This is a genomic window from Devosia sediminis (assembly GCF_016411825.1).
Taxonomy (GTDB): domain Bacteria; phylum Pseudomonadota; class Alphaproteobacteria; order Rhizobiales; family Devosiaceae; genus Devosia; species Devosia sediminis.
Map to the genome: position 1 here is coordinate 16,569 of NZ_JAEKMH010000005.1, position 17,221 is coordinate 33,789.

Genomic DNA, 17,221 nt, shown 5'->3' on the forward strand with positions numbered 1-17,221 from the left:
CGCTGCAGGCCTCGACTATAGCGCGTGGTCAGGCGTTCGCCATGGTCATTTGCGGCCCGGCGGCTGGGTGATCGCAGCCAGGCCAAGCGACGCTCATATCGGGCGGGGATGGGCGCGAAAGGTGGCGTCGATATCGGCCAGGACTTCGGGCGCCAGGGTCAGGTCACGGGCGGCGAGGACATGGGCGAGCTGGTCCGTGCTGGTGGCGCCGATAATGGTCGAGGTCATGAAGGGGCGGCTGCGGCAAAAGGCGATGGCCATGTGCACCGGATCGAGACCGTGACGCGCAGCGACGGCGTGATAGGCGCGGGTGGCGGCTTCGCTGTACGCGTTGATGCGCCAAAAACCCTTCTGGTAGTCCTTGCGGCTGCCCTTGGGCGTGGCGCCGTCGAAATACTTGCCGGTCAGCAGGCCGCCGGCGAGCGGCGAATAAGCGAGCAGGCCCACGTCCTCATGGTGGCTCAGTTCGGCCAGGTCATGGTCGAAAATGCGGCGCAGGAGGCTATATTCGTTCTGCACCGAGACGACGCGCGGCAGGTCGAGCTGTTCCGAGAGCTTCAACCACTGGGCAATGCCCCAGGTCGATTCGTTGGAGAGACCGAATTGGCGGATCTTGCCCTCGCGCACCATGTCACCCATGGCGCCGAGCACCTCTTCCATATTGGCACGAGCGGCAGCGCGGTCCTGCTTTTCCGGGCTGAAAGTCCAGTAATTCTCGAAATTGTAGTGGCCGCGGCTGGCCCAGTGGATCTGATAGAGGTCGATATAGTCGGTCTGGAGCCGCCTGAGGCTGCCTTCGACGGCCTCGCGCACGGAGGCGGCGTCCGGCTTTCGGCCCCCGCGGATGTGGGCATTGCCGCCACCGACGATTTTTGTGGCGAGCACCCACTTGTCGCGGTCACCCTCCCGCGCGAACCAGTTGCCGATGATCTCTTCGGTGCGGCCGCTGGTCTCCGGACTGCCCGGTACTGCATAGACTTCGGCCGTATCCATGAAGGTGATGCCGGCGTCGCGCGCCATGGCGATCTGGGCGTGGCCCTCGGCCTCGGTGTTCTGGCTGCCCCAGGTCATTGTGCCGAGGCAGATGTCGGTGACCGCGATGTCGGTGCGGCCGAGGGTCTTGAATTGCATAGGAAATTATCCGTCCGGGGTGCGGGGTCCAGGTTCGGCGCGGACACTAGACGAGCGGGCGCTGGTATGGAAGACCGGCAGAGGCCCTTGCCTAGAGAGAGGCTTTTCCACAGGTCGGCACCCGGTTTGGCGCGGCAATGTGCGCAACGTTCAAAAAACCGTCACGGAGTGGGAATGAGGGGTTGAGGTCTGGGCGCGCTGCCCCTATATAGCCCTCACACCGCGCCGCAAGGCACGTGTTTGACGCGGGATGGAGCAGCCCGGTAGCTCGTCAGGCTCATAACCTGAAGGTCGCAGGTTCAAATCCTGCTCCCGCAACCAAAAAAGCCCAGTGAACCAGCCGGTTCGCTGGGCTTTTCCTTTGATCAGCACGCCACGACGTTCACAGCCAGGCCGCCGAGGCTGGTTTCCTTGTATTTTGCGTTCATGTCATGGCCGGTCTGGCGCATGGTCTCGATGCAGGCGTCGAGGGGAACGGCGTGGGTGCCGTCGCCCTTGAGGGCAAGCGAGGCGGCGGTGACGGCCTTGACCGCACCGAAAGCATTGCGCTCGATGCAGGGGATCTGGACAAGCCCGCCGACCGGGTCGCAGGTCATGCCGAGGTGATGTTCGAGCGCGATTTCAGCGGCATTTTCCACCTGTTCTGGCGTGCCGCCCATGATGGCGCAAAGGCCGGCGGCCGCCATGGCCGCGGCGGAACCGACTTCGCCCTGGCAGCCGACTTCGGCGCCTGAGATCGAGGCGCGGTGCTTGATGATGCCGCCAATGGCGGCTGCGGTCAGCAGGAAGTCGCGGATGGCGGCGTCGCCGGTGCCCGCATTGAACTGAGTGGCATAACGCAGGACAGCAGGAATGACCCCGGCGGCGCCATTGGTGGGCGCGGTGACGACGCGACCGCCTGCAGCATTCTCCTCGTTGACCGCCATGGCAAAGACCGAGAGCCAGTCATTGGCCATCAGCGGGTCGATCTCGTTGCGCTGCCAACGCTCGGCCAATTGCGCATGGATGGCAGCGGCGCGGCGCTTGACCTTGAGCCCGCCGGGCAATTCGCCGCGCTGGTCGAGGCCGCGGTCGATGCAGCCGGACATGACCGACCAGACCGTGTCGAGCCGGCGATTGAGTTCGCTGCGGGACAGACGAACTTCCTCGTTGGCGCGCTTCATGGCGGCGATGGAAAGGCCAGAGCGCTTGGCCATGTCCAGCATTTCGCGCGCATCGGCAAAAGGCCAGGGCACATCGGCTTCGGCCGGCGAGGCGGTGCGCAGAGCGTCGAGTTCTTCCGACGTGACGACGAAGCCGCCGCCGATGGAATAGTAGACGCGGCGCAACAGCAATTGACCGTCGGTATCGAAGGCCGAGAAGGTCATGCCATTGGGATGACCGGGCAGGGGCGTTTGTTTGTCGAGCACGAGGTCGACGGCGGGGCGGAAGCGATAGGTCGGATGCCCAGGGGGGGCGACGGTGCCGGTCTCGCGCACGCGGCCGATAATGTCCTCCATGGCGTCAGGGTCGACGGTCTGCGGGTCCTCGCCCGCCAGCCCGAGGATGACGGCGCGGTCGCTGCCATGGCCGATGCCGGTAAAGGCCAGTGACCCGTGGAGGCTCGCCGTGATGGCGGCGGGCCTGGCGCGGGCGGCGCGCGGCCAGGTGCCGGCAGCGAGGTCATCGAGAAAGCGACGGGCTGCCGTCATCGGTCCCATCGTGTGGGAACTCGAAGGGCCGATGCCGATCTTGAACACGTCGAATACGGACAGAAACATCGCCCCATCATAGCGACGAGGTCGCCGGACGCAATCTTGCTCCGGCCTGCCACTGTTTCCGAACGGGCAACAGTGCGTGACGTGCCCGGCGCATTGCCGGAACGGCGAAATCGTCCAATATCGGGGCAAAGGAGTTCGCCATGTCCAGCTATCAGTTCCGCGCCGACAAGACAGCCGACCCGACCGCGCCGGTTTTTTTCCTGTTTCATGGCACGGGCGGGGACGAGAGCCAGTTCTTCGACCTGGCCGGCCAGTTGCTGCCAGAAGCGCGCCGGGTGGCGCCGCGGGGCGATGTCAGCGAGCACGGGGCCCTGCGGTATTTCCGGCGCGCCGGTGAAGGCGTCTACGACATGGACGACCTCAAGCTGCGCACCGCCGCCATGGCGGAATTCGTGCGCGCCGAGAAGGGCGCGGCGTCACGGGTGATCGGCCTTGGCTATTCCAATGGCGCCAATATCCTTGCATCGGTGCAGTTCGCGGCGCCCGAACTGTTCGACGCCACGATCCTCATGCATCCGCTCATTCCGTTCTCACCGCCCGGTGCCGACTTTGCCGGACGCAAGGTGCTGATCACCGCCGGACGGCGCGATCCCATTGCTCCCGCTGCCGCAACGCAGGCCCTCGCCGACTATTTTTCGGCCCATGGCGCGGCGACGACCCTTGCCTGGCACGAGGGCGGGCACGAGCTGCGCAACGAAGAACTGGCCGCCATCCAGAGCTTCATTTGAGCGCAGAAACTGGTCGAGCGTTAACAGGATGTTGAGGCGTTCTGGCCAGAGTCTAAGGGTGAACTTCGCGGTCAGGAAGGTTCAGTCATTCCCGGGATTGGACGTAGCATCGGCGATACCCTGTCGCTGAGGGTTTTGCTCTTCGTACTGCTCGGCTTTGCCGCCGTAGCGGTGCCGGCCTTCTTCGCCTTCAACTGGGTCGTCACCTCCACCGTCATCCAGCTCGGAACGCTGTTTGCCGAAAAGCAGGTTCTCTACGACCGCCATCGTGGCCTCGGCGCGCTGGTGCGCGAAGTTTCGCTGGCCGAGACGCTGGCCGGCAGCCAGGCGATCCGCGATTGGGCGCGCGACGAGGACAATGCGATGCTGCGCCGACGCGGCATTGCCGAGCTCGAGCACTATCGGCAGAATTTTGCCGATCGTTCGTACTTCTTCGTCATCGACGCTTCGGGCAATTACTATTTCAACGACCAGGCCAATGCCTATGCCGGCGACCAGCTTCGCTACGCGGTGGAAGAGAGCAATCCACGCGACGCTTGGTATTTTTTCACCAAGGCTCTGGGCGAGGGTTGCCACCTCAATGTCGACAATGACGCCAACCTGCGCGTCACCAAGGTGTGGATGAACTGCGTCATCCGCGAAGGCAACCGCGTCCTGGGTGTGCTCGGCACAGGCATCGATCTCAGCCAATTCATCCAGGAAGTGGTCAACGTCCCGCAGCGCGGCATCACCTCGATGTTCGTGGACCGGCAGGGGCTGGTGCAGGCGCATCGCGACGAAAACCTCGTCAACCTCGCCAGCCTCTCGGCCGAAATGCGGGACAAGCGTACGGTGTTCTCGCTGGTCGACAGCGAGGCCGACCGGCAGACCCTCCATGACCTGCTCGACAGGGTAACGACCGGCGAGGCGCTGGCGCAATCGGCCTTTGTCAGCGTCGCCGGCAAGCAGACACTGGTGGGCGTGGGCTATCTCGATCGCCTGGGCTGGTACAATGTGACGCTCATGGATCTCGATGCCATCATTGATCGGCGCCTGTTCATACCCATCGGCCTGTTGCTGCTGGCGGTGATGGTGATGGTCACCGGGCTAGCCACCTGGGTGTTCAAGCGCGCCGTGCTCGACCGGCTTGCTGCGTTGGACGGGGTAGTGCGACAGGCTCGCGCCGGCCACTTTGGGCCGGCCCTGGGCCTGGAAGGCGGCCGGCAGGACGAAATCGGGCGCCTTGCCGCCTCCTTTGCCCAATTGGCGACAGCGGTGGACGACAACACCAAAATGCTGGAATCGCGGGTGCGGGAGCGGACACGCGAACTCGAGCAACTCGCCTTCAAGGACGGGCAGACGGGCATACTCAATCGGCGGGGGCTCGCCGCCGCCCATGCGGCGCTGGCTCCGGCCGGTGGATATGGCCTGCTGCTGGTCGATATCGACCGCTTCAAATCCATCAACGACCGCTTCGGCCATGCGACCGGAGATGCTGTCGTGCTCGATGTGGTCCACCGCATCCGCCAGGCGCTGGGGCCAAAGGATAGTTGCGCGCGCTGGGGTGGAGACGAGTTCGTCGTGCTGCTGCCGGAGAGCACGCCGGAAAGCCTCCGGTCGGTCGCGGCTCGCGTCATGGCGGCGATGGATGACCGCGCGGTCACCATGGGTGAGGCCGGCGCAGTTGCCGTCTCGGTCAGCGCCGGTGCATGCCTTGCCGAGCCGGGCGACAGCCTCGACGTAGTGATCGATATGGCCGACACCGCACTCTACATGGCCAAGGCCCAGGGCCGCGGCAGGGTGGTGGTGTTCGACGCCGACCTGATGATGCCGTCGCGCACAGCTCTTGGCTGATGACGCGGGCATAAGTGCAGGCTAGTCTGCCGGCCGGTTTCAAGAATTCCGAGGTCTTGTATGGTTCGCGGTTTGGTTTGCGCGGCGCTGATGGCCAGCGCGCTGTCGTCTTACTCGTCTATGGCGGTAAAGGCGGCCAGTTTCGACTGCGCCAAGGCTTCAACGCCCTTCGAACAGGCGATCTGCGGTGACGACGATCTTTCGACGGCCGATGAGCGGCTTGCCAAGACCTATGCCACGGCCATCGGCGGGCTCTCGGAATTCGCCCTCACGGAAATGCGCACCAGCCAGCGCGCATGGCTCGACTATGCGCAGCGCGCCTGCACGCGCGATGCCGAGCCCATGGCCTCGGGCACCTATGACGAGTGGGGGTTGCGCTGCCTGAGGGACGTGTTCAACGGCCGCAGCCGGGCCCTCGAGATGAGCCGGATGATCGATGGCGATCGCTACTATCCGCTTGCCCAATTTTCTGTGCAGCAGGACCCGGACGAAGCCGACAATCCCGACAGCAACTGGCCGGTGGCGCAACATGAACTCACAATGGTGCAGATTGATGGCGAAGAACCCTACGCCCGGACCTTCAATCAACTGGTGCAGGAAGAAGGCGCGCTGATCTCGACCCCGTTTGCCGCCCAGGGTGGGCCGGAAACGATGACTGACGACACCAGCAGCGACACGAGCAATTCCATCGCTGTAGAGCGGGTGGCAGGGCGCAACCTCATATCGCTGGAGGTCAACACCTATTGGTATGGTCATGGGGCGGCGCATGGCAATTATGCGATCTACTACAAGCACTTCCTCAAGGAGCAGGAGCGGTTCCTCGAGGCTGGCGACATGTTCCAGGGCAAGGGCTGGCAAAGGGCCCTGCTGGGTCTCGTGGTCGAGGCGGCCAAGGCCGAGCATGGCGACAACCTGATGCTCGACGACACGACCTATATCGCTGAATCCGTTATCGACCCGAGCCGTTGGAACCTGTCGGACCCCTATGGCCTCGTCATCCAGTTCCAGCCCTACGAGATCTCGGCCTATGCCTATGGCGCCCCGACGACGCGCGTGACCTGGGAAGCGCTGGCGCCTTATCTGACCGAGAACGCCGATCGCATCCGTCGCGGCTACTAGGCCCGCAGGTCTGCCCATTCCGGGTGGCGGCGGAACTGGGCGACGACGTATGAGCAGATCGGGGTGATCTTGAATCCCTCATTGCGCGCATCCGATATGGCTGCGTTGACCAGCTTCGCGGCGATGCCTCGGCCTTCGAATTCCGGGGGCACCCCGGTGTGATCGATGACCATGGGGCCGTCGCCGCTCCTGCGATAGGTCATTTCAGCCTCGGCGCCGGGCGCGAGACGGATAAAGTACCGGCCCCGCGTCGGGCCTTCCTCGCGGTGCACGGTCAGTTCGCCATCGATCATCGTTCTGCTGTCCTTGGTCTTTTTAACTGCGGATGGGTGGGTCGCCCAGTTCGGGGAAAAGGTTGCGCTCGGGCAGGAATGGGTGAACCTCCAACGCCTTTTCGATGGCCTCCAGCGCCTCGTCACGCTTGCCTTGGCTTTCGAGGATGAGCGCTCGCCCGGACAGGGCGCCGAAATGGCGCGGCTCGCGCTTGAGGGTTTCCTCGATATCGGCAAGCGATTTTGGGTATTCGCCGCGCATGAAATGGGCAGTGGCGCGGAGGTTCCAAGCCTCTGAATAATCAGGATAATCAGCGATGAGCTCGTCGATCAGCGGCAACTGGCTGGCCGGGCCGGCAAAGCCGCCGGCCGTGAAGATTTCCTCGACGCGAGCGGCAAGCTCAGGGTCATCGGGCGATATCCAGATGTCCCAGATCTGGTCGGCAAGGCCGCGCGCCTGGGCCTCGCTGGTCGCGGCGGATAGCTTTTGGAACAGGTCGTCGAGCGCGGCGGATTGCTTGGCGCTGACGGTATAGGGCTCGGCAAGGGCAATGGAGGCTGGCGCGGCGGACAGCAGCAGGGCGGCGATCGTGAGGCGGGTCAGGATGCGCATTTGCCTGTGAGTGTGCTCCCATGGTGCCGCATTCGCAAGCATGGGTAATTTGCTAGCAGACTGCTAACGCTTGCGGGCACATTTAGGATGCCGAAGCGAACCCAACGGGAAAACAGCCATGTCCGACCTGCTCCACTACATGATTTCATCGGGACCGCGTCCGGTCGCTCCGTTCAGTCACGCGGTCGAAGCCAATGGCTTCGTGTTCATCACCGGGCAGATGCCGACCAATCCCGATGCCCCGGACGCGCCGCTGCCCGATGGCGTCGAGGCACAGACGCGGCGGGTGATGGAGAACTTGCGGATCGTGCTCGATGGGGTCGGGCTGGGGTTTGAGCATGTGGCCATGGCGCGGATCTATCTTACGCAGTTCGAGCGCGACTATGCGGCCTTCAATGCGATCTGGCCCGGCTATTTCGAAGCCGGGAAGTTGCCGGCCCGGACCACGGTGGGCGTGACGGCTCTGGCGGTGGGGGCGCTGGTGGAGATCGATCTGGTGGCGAGACGGGGGTAGTCCCTGATCCTTTCGCGAACTCGATCCAGCACCCTCCCCTTGACGGGGAGGGTTGGGGAGGGGTGCTCCCGCACTCGAAGTCGTGGGTGTAGGCACCCCCTTCCGAGCTTCGCTAAGGCCCCTTGGGCCAAGCTTCGCTAGAACCCCGCCAAGCCAGCATAGCTGCCTTGGCCTTCTCGCCCTCAAATCTCTCCACTGGAGAGATTTGCCCTTCGGGACGGCTCAAAGCCCGTCAAGGGGGAGGTGCCGCACCGAGTGTGTTGATGGCTCAATCGCCCTTGCGGCTCAGCTCGATCATGCGTTCGACCGCCAGCCGGGCGGGAGGGATGATGTCCGCAGGGATCGTCACTTCCTCGCTCATGGTATGGAGCGACCAGAGAACGTTTTCGAGGTTGATGCGCTTCATGTGCGGGCAGATGTTGCAGCCGCGCAGGAAGTCGACGCCGGTGGTTTCGCTCGCGACATTGTCGGACATGGAGCATTCGGTGACCATGACGACGCGCGGCGGCTTGGTGGATTTGACCCAGTCGATCATGGCGGCGGTGGAGCCGGCGAAATCGACCGCGTCGATCACCTCGGGCGGGCATTCGGGATGGGCGATGATCTTGGCCGTGGGATAGGCGTGCCGCAGCTCGGAAATATCCTCGGCAGTAAAGGTCTCGTGCACCTCACAGGCGCCGGCCCAGGTGATGATCTTCTTGTGGGTCTTCTTGGCAGTATTGGCCGCCAGATACTGATCGGGGATCATGATGACGGTGTCGCCCTCGACGCGATTGACGATGTCGAGCGCGTTGGACGAGGTGCAGCAGACGTCGGTCACGGCCTTCACTGCCGCAGAGGTGTTCACATAGGTGACGACAGGGGCGCCCGGATACTGGGCGCGCATGGCCAGCACATCCTCGGCGGTGATGCTTTCGCTGAGCGAACAGCCGGCGCGGCTGTCGGGGATCAGCACGGTCTTGTCGGGGTTGAGCAGTTTCGAGGTCTCGGCCATGAAATGCACGCCGCACTGGACGATGACCGACTGCTTGACCTTGGTCGCCTCGATGGCGAGCTGCAGGCTGTCGCCCACCACGTCGGCAACGCCGTGATAGATCTGCGGCGTCTGGTAATTGTGGGCGAGGATGACGGCGTCCCTTTCCTTCTTCAGCCGGTTGATCTGGAAGATCAGTGGCGCATAGAAGGGCCATTCCACCTCCGGGATTTTGTCTCGGACGCGGTCGAAGATCTTGTCGGTGGCCATCTCCACCGAGCGCGAGAATTTCAGGTCAAAACTCTGCGCCAGAATGGCGCGCGCCTCGGCCAGCGGGGTGATCGCATTGATCGTCTGCACCATTGGGGCCTCCTCCCGGCTGACCGGGCGGAACCTAGGTATTTTCGCTCGCAATTTCAATGAATGGTCTTGCAGTAAAAACAATGGACGCCTAACGCTGTGGCCAATTCAGCCGAGGACATTTCCATGCCGCAGGACGCCAACGCCATCCGTTCCATCCTTTCGCTTGCCCCGGTCGTGCCCGTCATCATCCTCGATGACGTGGCCCAGGCTCGGCCCTTGGCCGAGGCGCTGGTGGCGGGCGGCCTGCCGGTGCTGGAGGTGACGCTGCGCACGCCCAACGCGCTCAAGGTCATGGAAGAAATGGCCAAGGTCACCGGTGCCATTGTCGGCTCGGGCACAGTGCGCAACGCTGCCCACATGAAGGCATCGGTCGATGCCGGCGGCCGCTTCATGGTCTCGCCCGGCGCCTCGCCGCGCCTGCTCGACGCCGCCGAGGACGTGGCCATCCCGCTCTTGCCGGGCATCGGCACGCCAACCGAAGCCATGGCGGCAGCGGAACGCGGATATTCGTTCCTCAAGTTCTTCCCGGCCGAGGCGCTGGGGGGCGCCCCCGTGCTCAAGGCCTTTGCTTCGCCGCTGCCCGACATCACCTTCTGCCCCACAGGCGGCATCGATCCGGAAAAGGCCAAGACCTATCTCAGCCTGCCCAATGTCATCTGCGTGGGTGGCTCCTGGATCATGCCGGCGGATGCGCTGGCCAGCGGCGATTTCGCGCGGGTGGAAGCGCTGGCTCGGGAAGCCAGCGCGCTGAGGGGTTAGGGCCAAGTCTACGCTCCCTACTTCTGGAACTGAGTGTGTTGGCACCCCCTCCCAACCTCCCCCGTTGAGGGGGAGGTGCTGGCCCGGTGTCTGCCGTGATAGTGTGCCATACACGATGCGGTACCCTCCCCCTTGCGGGGAGGGTTGGGGAGGGGGACTGGTGAGCAAGCAGCTTCGACGCAAACTGCGCGCAAACCCGACCGTGGCCGAGCGTGTGTTCTGGCAGAGCATCTATTCCCTGCGCACGAATGGCTGGCATTTCCGCAAGCAGGTTGAGCTTGGTCCCTACTATGTGGATTTCGCCTGTCTGCATGCAGGTCTTGTCATCGAGATTGATGGCCATACACACGGGCAGCGGATCGTAGAGGGCAACGATGCGACCCGCGACCGCTACCTCCCGGACCGGGGATTTCAAGTTCTGCGCTTTTCCAATGACGATGTGTTGCTGAATCGCGAAGGTGTTTACGACGCAGTTGTCGCTGCCTTGGAGACACGCCGCGCCAATCGACGCGCGAGCCCCCCTCCCCAACCCTCCCCGCAGGGGGGAGGGTGTTCGGCCGGTGGCTGTGGGGAGGGCGAGGTCGAATGACCAAACCCATTCCTCAGCACGGCCTTGGTCATCTCCGCATCGTGCTCAGTGACACCGCCTATATCGGTCCGGGCCGCGCGGACCTCCTGGAGGGAATCGCCCGGACGGGATCCATTGCGGCGGCGGGCAAGGCGATGGGGATGAGCTACAAGCGCGCCTGGGGGCTGGTGCAGGCGCTCAATGACGGATTTGGGCAGGCGCTGGTGATTTCCAGCCGGGGCGGGGCCGCGCAGGGTGGGGCCAGCCTCACGCCGCTTGGTGAAGTGGTGCTGGCGCGCTATCGGGCCATGCAGAAAAAGACCGAAGCTGCCATTGCCGAGGATGTTGCGGCGCTGCGCGCGCAGATCTCCGATATTTCCCACTGAACATATCGCTTGCATGGCGCTCCCGTAGCAGGCATCGATATGTCCCGCTGGATATATCGGAGCTATCATGACCCGCCTTGTTGTTGTCGCCCTCCTTCTTGCGGGAAGTTCGGTTTCCACCTTGGCCGAAACCGCCCATGTGGCGGTGGCTGCCAATTTCACGGCTGTCGCCGAGGAACTCGAGGCTCTGTTCGAGGCCAAAGGCGAGCATCAGCTTGAGTTGAGCTTCGGAGCCACGGGGCAGCTTTATACCCAGATCAGCCAGGCGGCGCCATTTGCGGTGTTCCTCGCGGCCGATACCGAGCGTCCGGAAAAGGCCGTGGCCGAAGGTCTTGCGGTGGATGGGAGCTTCTTCGTCTATGCCGAGGGGCGGCTGGTGCTTTATGCGCCGGGGCGCGATGTGAGCGATGGCGAGGCTGCGCTTGCCGGCGATTTTACCAAGCTCGCCATCGCCGATCCGGAAGCGGCGCCCTATGGCAAGGCGGCGGTCGAGACGCTGACAGCGCTGGGGCTTTATGATGCCATAGAACCCAAGCTGGTCATGGGCGAGACCATTTCGCAGACGCTGCAATTCATCGAAAGCGGCAATGCCGAACTGGGATTTGTCGCGGCGAGCCAGGTGCTCGACAAACCTGACCAGTGGCTGGTACCGGCAGACTTGCACACGCCGATTTCCCAAGGCGCGGTGCTGCTCAAGGAAGGTGAGAGCAATCCGGCCGCGATAGCTTTCCTCGACTTCCTGCGCAGTGATGAGGCGGTGGCGGTGATCGAGGCGGCGGGATATTCGGTGCCTTGAGTGGCAAACTCGGTGCGGCATCCTCCCCCCGACGGGGAGGGTTGAGGAGGGGTCGTCACGCAACCGAACCGAGTGCGTTGGCACCCCCACATAGCTTTGCTAGGCCCTTTGGGCCAAGCGCCGCTGCCTCCCCCGTCAAGGGGGAGGTGTGCAGGAGTCGACAGGTCCGCAATCAGGGGGCAGCGCCGAACTGACCCGGTGGATATGAACAGATCATGGACCTTGCCCCGCTCCTTTCTCCCATCCTCCTGACCCTTGCATTGGCGCTGTGCGTCACCGTGATCCTTGTGGTCGCGGCGACGCCCCTGAGCTGGTGGCTGGCGCGCGGCGCGGGCGGGGGACGCGAGGTGGTCGGAGCGGTGGTGACGCTGCCGCTGGTGCTGCCGCCAACCGTGCTGGGATTTTACCTGCTGCTGGCGCTGGGGCCGAACGGACCGGGCGGCTGGGTTGCCGGCCTATGGGGGGGGCGCACGCTGGCCTTTTCCTTTGCGGGCCTCGTCATCGGCGGCGTGATTGCCTCGCTGCCCTTCATGGTGCAGCCGCTGCGCAATGCCTTTGCCGCCATCGAAAGCGAAGTGCTCGAAGTTGCCGATACGCTGGGCGCGTCGCCTGGGCAGCGGTTCTGGCGCGTGGCCCTGCCCCTGGCGCGGCCGGGCTATCTGGTCGGGGCGATCATGGCTTTCGCCCATACGATGGGGGAATTCGGCGTGGTGCTGATGATCGGCGGCAACATTCCGGGCCAGACCAAGGTGCTGTCCATCGCCATCTACGACTTTGTCGAGCGGCTCGAATGGGACAAGGCGCATGTGCTGGCTGCGGGCATGGTGGTTTTTGGGTTTGTGGTGGTGTTTGCCACGTTGGTGGTCGGGCGACGGGCGGAGCGGTGAGGTCTTCCCGGCAGGCATCGAGCATGCCACTCGACCGTAGGTCTCGTGGCCTTCGCGGCTCAAATCGGTCCACTGGACCGATTTGCCCTACGGGACGCCTTGAAGACTAACATGTTAGTTGGTAGAGCATGCCGGACTGCATCCGGAGCGCCCGAAAATGACCGCCATCGACAAGGTTCTGACCGTTGAGGAAATGATGCGGCTGGCGCAGCGGCGCGTGCCCAAGATGTTCTTCGACTATGCCGATAGCGGCTCCTATACCGAAGGCACTTATCGCGAGAACGAGAGCGATTTTGCAAAGATCAAGCTCAACCAGAAGGTGGCCGTGAACCTCGAGGGGCGCAACCTCAAGGTGAAGATGCTGGGCAAGGAGATCACCATGCCCGTCGCCATCGCCCCGGCTGCCACTGGCGGCATGCAGACCGCCGACGGTGAGATCAAGGCGGCCAAGGCCGCCGAAAAGTTCGGCATTCCGTTTTCGCTTTCGACCATGAGCGTCTGCTCGATCGAGGACGTGGCCGAGAACACCACGGCGCCGTTCTGGTTCCAGCTCTATGTGATGCGCGACCGGGACTTCATCAACCGCCTCATAGATCGGGCCAAGGCGGCCAAGTGCTCGGCGCTGGTGCTGACCATGGACCTGCAGATCCTCGGGCAGCGGCACAAGGATATCCGCAACGGACTGTCGACGCCGCCAAAGTTCACGCCCTATTCGGTCTGGCAGATGATGCAGCACCCGCTCTGGTGCATGCGCATGCTGGGCACGCAGCGCCGCACCTTCCGCAATATCGTGGGCCATGTCGGGGGCGACCATGACCTGGCCTCGCTCTCGGCCTGGACGGCATCGCAGTTCGACCCGACGCTCAACTGGGGCGACGTGCGCTGGATCAAGGAGCGGTTCGGCGGCCCGGTCATCGTCAAGGGCGTGCTCGACGCCGACGACGCGCAGGCGGCGGTCGACAATGGCGCCGATGCCATCGTCGTTTCCAACCATGGCGGCCGGCAACTCGATGGCGCGCCGTCCACCATCCGCGTGCTGCCCGAAATCGTCGATCGGGTCGGGCATCGCACCGAAGTCTATCTCGATAGCGGCATCCGCATGGGCCAGGACGTGATCAAGGCGCTGGCCTATGGCGCCAAGTCCACTTTTATCGGGCGGCCCATGCTCTATGGCCTCGGTGCCGGTGGCGAGGCGGGAGTGACGCGCGTACTCGAAATCATCCGCAAGGAAATCGACACGACCATGGCGCTGTGCGGCGAGCGCGACATTCTCAATGTCGGGCTGCACAATATCTATTCCAACGATATTCCGCCGCGGAACGCGCCGAAGCGGGGGTAGTCGCCTGTTTCAGAGCTCACGATACTCCACGGCAGGCGCGCTGGGCGTGAGCTGGGCAAAGACGCTGTCGGCGAGGGCCTGCAGGCGTTGCGGATCCTGCGGGCCGACAATGGTGCAGGTGACGAAGTCATTGGCCCAGTAGAGGACGTTGTCGTCGCCCAGACGCAGGGTTTCGAGGGTGGGGCCGTCGATGCCCGAAGACGGGGTGATGTAGAGCGTCACCCTTTCGCCGGTGCTGTCTTCATACATCAATTGCGCCGCGCGACCGCCCGGAACGGCGGGGGCCGGCAGCAGGCGGCCGCCCAGAAAGGCCAGGCCGGAGCCGGCCAGGTCCGGCATAGCCAGATCGGTGGCGAGCCGGTTGGAAAGCCAGGTGGACAGGTGTTCCGCCTCGGCGCCGGGCACTTCCACGGCGTGGCGATTTTCCGAAACATAGACGGTGTGGGCGCTGACGGCGTCGGCGATGAGCCGGTTGTACAGCGCGGGGGCTTCGCTGGCCGGACGTACGAGCCAGCCCGCGGCCATGCCGATGCCGAGGAGGGCGACGATCATGGCGGCGCGCGCAACACCGCGCCACTGGCGTCGGGACTGCTCGAGGGCGATGCGATGAGGTGACAGGCGCGCCGGTACCGGCTCGCTGGCGACAGGGCCATACAGCGTGCGGATGGCATCGGACTGGCGCTGCAATTGGGCAAGGTCCTGGGCCAGATCGGGATCGGCGACAAGGCGGGCGTCGACCTCGGCGCGGGCCTCGGCGTCGAGCTGTCCGTCGAGATAGGCCATCAGCACATCCTGGGTGATCCCGCTCATTTGACGGTCCTCAGATGCGGTTCGTGGCTGGCGCCGGTCAGGCTGCGCAGGCTGGCGCGGGCGCGGCCGAGGCGGCTCATCAGCGTGCCGGTGGGAATGCCGAGAATGGCGGCGGCTTCGGCATAGGCGAGGCCTTCAATTGTAACCAGCAGCAGGGCCTCCTTCTGGTCGAGCGGCAAGGTGCCGATGGCGCGGTCGAGCTCGACCAGGGCCAGATGGCCCGGTTGCGACGCGGGAGTGCCGATTTCGGGAATGATGTCGATGTTCACCGCGTCGCCCCGGCGCCGGGCGGTGCGGCGGGCGTTGCGGTGGAGGTTGGTGAGGATGGTGAAAAGCCAGGGGCGCAGCGGCCCGCGCGGCCGGAAGAGGCCACGACGCGCAATGGCGCGTTCGAGGCAATCCTGCACCAGGTCATCGGCGTGGTCGGCATCGCGGGTGAGCGCGCGGGCATAGCGGCGCAGGGCCGGAATGCAGGCTTCGAGCTCATCGAGAAAATCGACCACGCCGTCTGTCCCTCAAGCGTCAGGCCTTACTCTAGTGCAAGATGCCAGACGCCGCCGACGCCGTCACCGGTGATGTCGCCCGGCGCCATATCCTCGACCCAGAAATAGAGCGGCATGCCCTTATAGGCCCACATCTGGGTGCCGTCGGTGCGGTCCACCAGGGTGAAATCGCCTTCGGGCTCGGCGCCCTCGTCGGCAAACAGCGGTGGCCACTTTTCGGCGCAGGTGTCGTAGCAGTTGGTGACGCCGGCCGTGTCCTTGTCGAAGATGTAGAGGGTCATGTCATTGGAGCCGGTCAGGACCATCTTGCCGTCGATATCGACGGACTTGACGGCACCGTCGAGATATTCGGCGGCAAAGGTCGGGGTCACGAGCATAGCCAGCGCGGTGGCGCCGGCAAGAAGCGAGGGCAGATGCATGGGAAATCCTCCAGTTGCGGGACCGCTCAGGCGGCCTCCACCGACATCAACACCGGGCGACGCGGTTTAATCCATCCCGCAAGCACGCGATTTCGGTGGAACGACGTGCACTGAGCAATTTGCTATGGCTCACAACAACCTGCTGGACAGGATCAGTTGGGATTGCTTTGTTAGCCGGGACTGATGCGTTGACCCGGGAGAGGGCGCACAGGGCTGGGCGCGGATGGCGCCTCAAAGGGAGAGACTACTTATGAAGAGACGCGAATTCTTCAAGCAGGCGTCGGTTGCCACGATCGGCGCCGCGGCCGCTGCCACCACGCTGGCCACGCCCGCGATCGCCCAGGGCAATATCACCTGGCGCATGGTGACCACCTGGCCGAAGAATTTTCCGGGCCTCGGCGTCGGTGCACAGAACCTGGCCGACCGGATCACCAAGGCCTCGGGCGGCCGGCTGACCGTGCAGGTTTTTGCTGCCGGCGAAATGGTGCCGGGACTGCAGGCTCTGGACGCCGTCATCGACGGTTCGGCCGAAATGAGCCACGGCACCCCCTATTACTGGCAGAACAAGAGCCAGGGCCTCAGCTTCTTCACTGGCGTGCCCTATGGCATGACCAGCCGCGAACTCACTGCCTGGGTGCGCTATCTCGGCGGCCAGGAACTGTGGGACAAGATCTATGACCAGTTCGGCCTCCAGGGTTTCCTGTCGGGCGATACCGGCACCCAGGCCGGCGGCTGGTTCCGCAACGAACTGACCGGGCTCTCGGACATCCAGGGTCTGCGCTTCCGCACCCCGGGCCTCGGCGGCCAGGTCTGGGCCAAGCTCGGCGCCTCGGTGACCAATCTCGCCGCGGGCGAAATCTTCGCCGCGCTGCAGTCGGGCACGCTCGACGCCGCCGAGTTCGTCGGCCCCTATAACGACCTGGCGCTGGGCTTCTACCAGATCGCCAAGAACTACTACTTCCCGAGCTTCGTCGAGCCGGGCCTCGCCACCGAAATCGTGGTCGACAAGGCCAAGTATGCGGAGTTGCCCGAGGACCTGCAGGAGATCGTCAAGGTCTGCGCCCAAGCATCCTATGACGACGTGGCCTCGGACATGTATGCCAACGATCCGCGCGCGCTCAATGCGCTGGTCACCGAGCATGGCGTCAATGTCCGCCAGTTCCCCGAGGAAATCCTCGAAGCCGGCGCCACGGCGTCGATGGAACTGATCGCCGAAATCCGCGAAGGCGGCGATGCGCTGACCAAGGAAGTGGCTGAGAGCTTCGTCTCGGCCTTCAACCTGCTGCGCCAGCGCACCGAGGGCACCGACATGCCGTTCCTCGCCGCCCGCCAGAAGTACATCAAGTACGACTGAGCGCAGGCACATCGCGAATGGCAAAGCCCGGGCTTCGGCCCGGGCTTTTTTGTTGGGTAGAAGGTCTTGCCGGCGAGTCTGGCGCTCGTGCCAC

General features: G+C 64.2%; 19 protein-coding genes and 1 tRNA gene. 12 read left to right on the forward strand and 8 right to left on the reverse strand.

The genetic code is table 11. The annotated features are described in order from the left end of the window. Positions 1–93: 93 nt before the first annotated feature. Complete coding sequence (locus JEQ47_RS18345; protein WP_198877897.1) at positions 94–1,131, reverse strand: aldo/keto reductase; 1,038 nt, start codon at positions 1,129–1,131, stop codon at positions 94–96. 244 nt (positions 1,132–1,375) lie between these two features. Here JEQ47_RS18345 and JEQ47_RS18350 point away from each other — a divergent pair. Then, a tRNA-Met gene (locus tag JEQ47_RS18350) sits at positions 1,376–1,452 on the forward strand. A 44-nt stretch (positions 1,453–1,496) separates the two neighbouring features. On the opposite strand, the gene JEQ47_RS18355 is transcribed toward JEQ47_RS18350, so the two are convergent. After that, the gene (locus tag JEQ47_RS18355) at positions 1,497–2,891 is read right to left on the reverse strand and encodes an L-serine ammonia-lyase (protein ID WP_198877898.1); all 1,395 of its coding nucleotides are present in this window, start codon (positions 2,889–2,891) and stop codon (positions 1,497–1,499) included. A 140-nt stretch (positions 2,892–3,031) separates the two neighbouring features. On the opposite strand from JEQ47_RS18355, the gene JEQ47_RS18360 reads away from it, so the two are divergent. The 3 genes from JEQ47_RS18360 to JEQ47_RS18370 all read left to right on the forward strand — a co-directional run bounded on the left by JEQ47_RS18360 (position 3,032) and on the right by JEQ47_RS18370 (position 6,571). Continuing rightward, positions 3,032–3,619 (forward strand): alpha/beta hydrolase, encoded by a 588-nt coding sequence (locus JEQ47_RS18360; protein ID WP_198877899.1) that lies wholly within the window; start codon positions 3,032–3,034, stop codon positions 3,617–3,619. A 135-nt stretch (positions 3,620–3,754) separates the two neighbouring features. After that, positions 3,755–5,452: a sensor domain-containing diguanylate cyclase gene (locus JEQ47_RS18365; RefSeq protein ID WP_198877900.1), complete on the forward strand. Its 1,698-nt coding sequence runs from the start codon at positions 3,755–3,757 to the stop codon at positions 5,450–5,452. Between the two features lie 60 nt (positions 5,453–5,512). Further along, the gene (locus tag JEQ47_RS18370; RefSeq protein ID WP_198877901.1) at positions 5,513–6,571 is read left to right on the forward strand and encodes a DUF3298 domain-containing protein; all 1,059 of its coding nucleotides are present in this window, start codon (positions 5,513–5,515) and stop codon (positions 6,569–6,571) included. Here the strand turns inward: JEQ47_RS18370 and JEQ47_RS18375 are convergent. Next, positions 6,568–6,864: a GNAT family N-acetyltransferase gene (locus JEQ47_RS18375; protein ID WP_198877902.1), complete on the reverse strand. Its 297-nt coding sequence runs from the start codon at positions 6,862–6,864 to the stop codon at positions 6,568–6,570. The genes JEQ47_RS18370 and JEQ47_RS18375 overlap by 4 nt on opposite strands. Before the next feature lie 22 nt (positions 6,865–6,886). Beyond that, positions 6,887–7,456 (reverse strand): tetratricopeptide repeat protein, encoded by a 570-nt coding sequence (locus JEQ47_RS18380; protein WP_198877903.1) that lies wholly within the window; start codon positions 7,454–7,456, stop codon positions 6,887–6,889. A 139-nt stretch (positions 7,457–7,595) separates the two neighbouring features. Here JEQ47_RS18380 and JEQ47_RS18385 point away from each other — a divergent pair, with 139 nt between their 5' ends. Next, positions 7,596–7,970: a RidA family protein gene (locus JEQ47_RS18385; protein WP_211201587.1), complete on the forward strand. Its 375-nt coding sequence runs from the start codon at positions 7,596–7,598 to the stop codon at positions 7,968–7,970. Positions 7,971–8,238: 268 nt separating this feature from the next. Here JEQ47_RS18385 and nadA read toward each other — a convergent pair whose 3' ends face one another. After that, complete coding sequence (gene nadA, locus JEQ47_RS18390) at positions 8,239–9,306, reverse strand: quinolinate synthase NadA (RefSeq protein ID WP_198877904.1); 1,068 nt, start codon at positions 9,304–9,306, stop codon at positions 8,239–8,241. A 123-nt stretch (positions 9,307–9,429) separates the two neighbouring features. Between nadA and eda the strand changes: the two genes are divergently transcribed. The 6 genes from eda to JEQ47_RS18420 all read left to right on the forward strand — a co-directional run bounded on the left by eda (position 9,430) and on the right by JEQ47_RS18420 (position 14,041). Further along, entirely contained in the window at positions 9,430–10,065 is a 636-nt protein-coding gene (gene eda / locus JEQ47_RS18395; RefSeq protein ID WP_198877905.1) for a bifunctional 4-hydroxy-2-oxoglutarate aldolase/2-dehydro-3-deoxy-phosphogluconate aldolase, read from the forward strand. Positions 10,066–10,225: 160 nt separating this feature from the next. Next, on the forward strand, positions 10,226–10,654 hold the full coding sequence (locus tag JEQ47_RS18400; protein ID WP_198877906.1) for an endonuclease domain-containing protein: 429 nt from the start codon (positions 10,226–10,228) through the stop codon (positions 10,652–10,654). Further along, positions 10,651–11,019, forward strand: coding sequence for a winged helix-turn-helix domain-containing protein (locus tag JEQ47_RS18405; protein ID WP_198877907.1), 369 nt, complete (start codon positions 10,651–10,653; stop codon positions 11,017–11,019). Before JEQ47_RS18400 ends, JEQ47_RS18405 begins: the two co-directional genes overlap by 4 nt. Before the next feature lie 67 nt (positions 11,020–11,086). Further along, on the forward strand, positions 11,087–11,815 hold the full coding sequence (modA, locus tag JEQ47_RS18410; RefSeq protein ID WP_198877908.1) for a molybdate ABC transporter substrate-binding protein: 729 nt from the start codon (positions 11,087–11,089) through the stop codon (positions 11,813–11,815). A gap of 215 nt (positions 11,816–12,030) precedes the next feature. Then, positions 12,031–12,702: a molybdate ABC transporter permease subunit gene (gene modB / locus JEQ47_RS18415; protein ID WP_198877909.1), complete on the forward strand. Its 672-nt coding sequence runs from the start codon at positions 12,031–12,033 to the stop codon at positions 12,700–12,702. Between the two features lie 157 nt (positions 12,703–12,859). After that, positions 12,860–14,041: an alpha-hydroxy acid oxidase gene (locus tag JEQ47_RS18420; protein WP_198877910.1), complete on the forward strand. Its 1,182-nt coding sequence runs from the start codon at positions 12,860–12,862 to the stop codon at positions 14,039–14,041. A 9-nt stretch (positions 14,042–14,050) separates the two neighbouring features. Here JEQ47_RS18420 and JEQ47_RS18425 read toward each other — a convergent pair whose 3' ends face one another. Genes JEQ47_RS18425 through JEQ47_RS18435 form a run of 3 tightly spaced genes read right to left on the reverse strand, consistent with a single transcriptional unit; the run spans position 14,051 to position 15,773 of the window. After that, positions 14,051–14,851 (reverse strand): anti-sigma factor family protein, encoded by an 801-nt coding sequence (locus tag JEQ47_RS18425; protein WP_198877911.1) that lies wholly within the window; start codon positions 14,849–14,851, stop codon positions 14,051–14,053. Continuing rightward, on the reverse strand, positions 14,848–15,354 hold the full coding sequence (locus tag JEQ47_RS18430) for a sigma-70 family RNA polymerase sigma factor (protein ID WP_198877912.1): 507 nt from the start codon (positions 15,352–15,354) through the stop codon (positions 14,848–14,850). Before JEQ47_RS18430 ends, JEQ47_RS18425 begins: the two co-directional genes overlap by 4 nt. Before the next feature lie 26 nt (positions 15,355–15,380). Beyond that, a complete protein-coding gene (locus tag JEQ47_RS18435) occupies positions 15,381–15,773 on the reverse strand; it encodes a COG4315 family predicted lipoprotein (protein ID WP_198877913.1) in 393 nt (130 codons plus the stop codon). A 250-nt stretch (positions 15,774–16,023) separates the two neighbouring features. On the opposite strand from JEQ47_RS18435, the gene JEQ47_RS18440 reads away from it, so the two are divergent. After that, positions 16,024–17,127, forward strand: a complete 1,104-nt coding sequence (locus JEQ47_RS18440) for a TRAP transporter substrate-binding protein (RefSeq protein ID WP_198877914.1) — start codon at positions 16,024–16,026, stop codon at positions 17,125–17,127. The last annotated feature ends 94 nt before the right edge of the window (positions 17,128–17,221 follow it).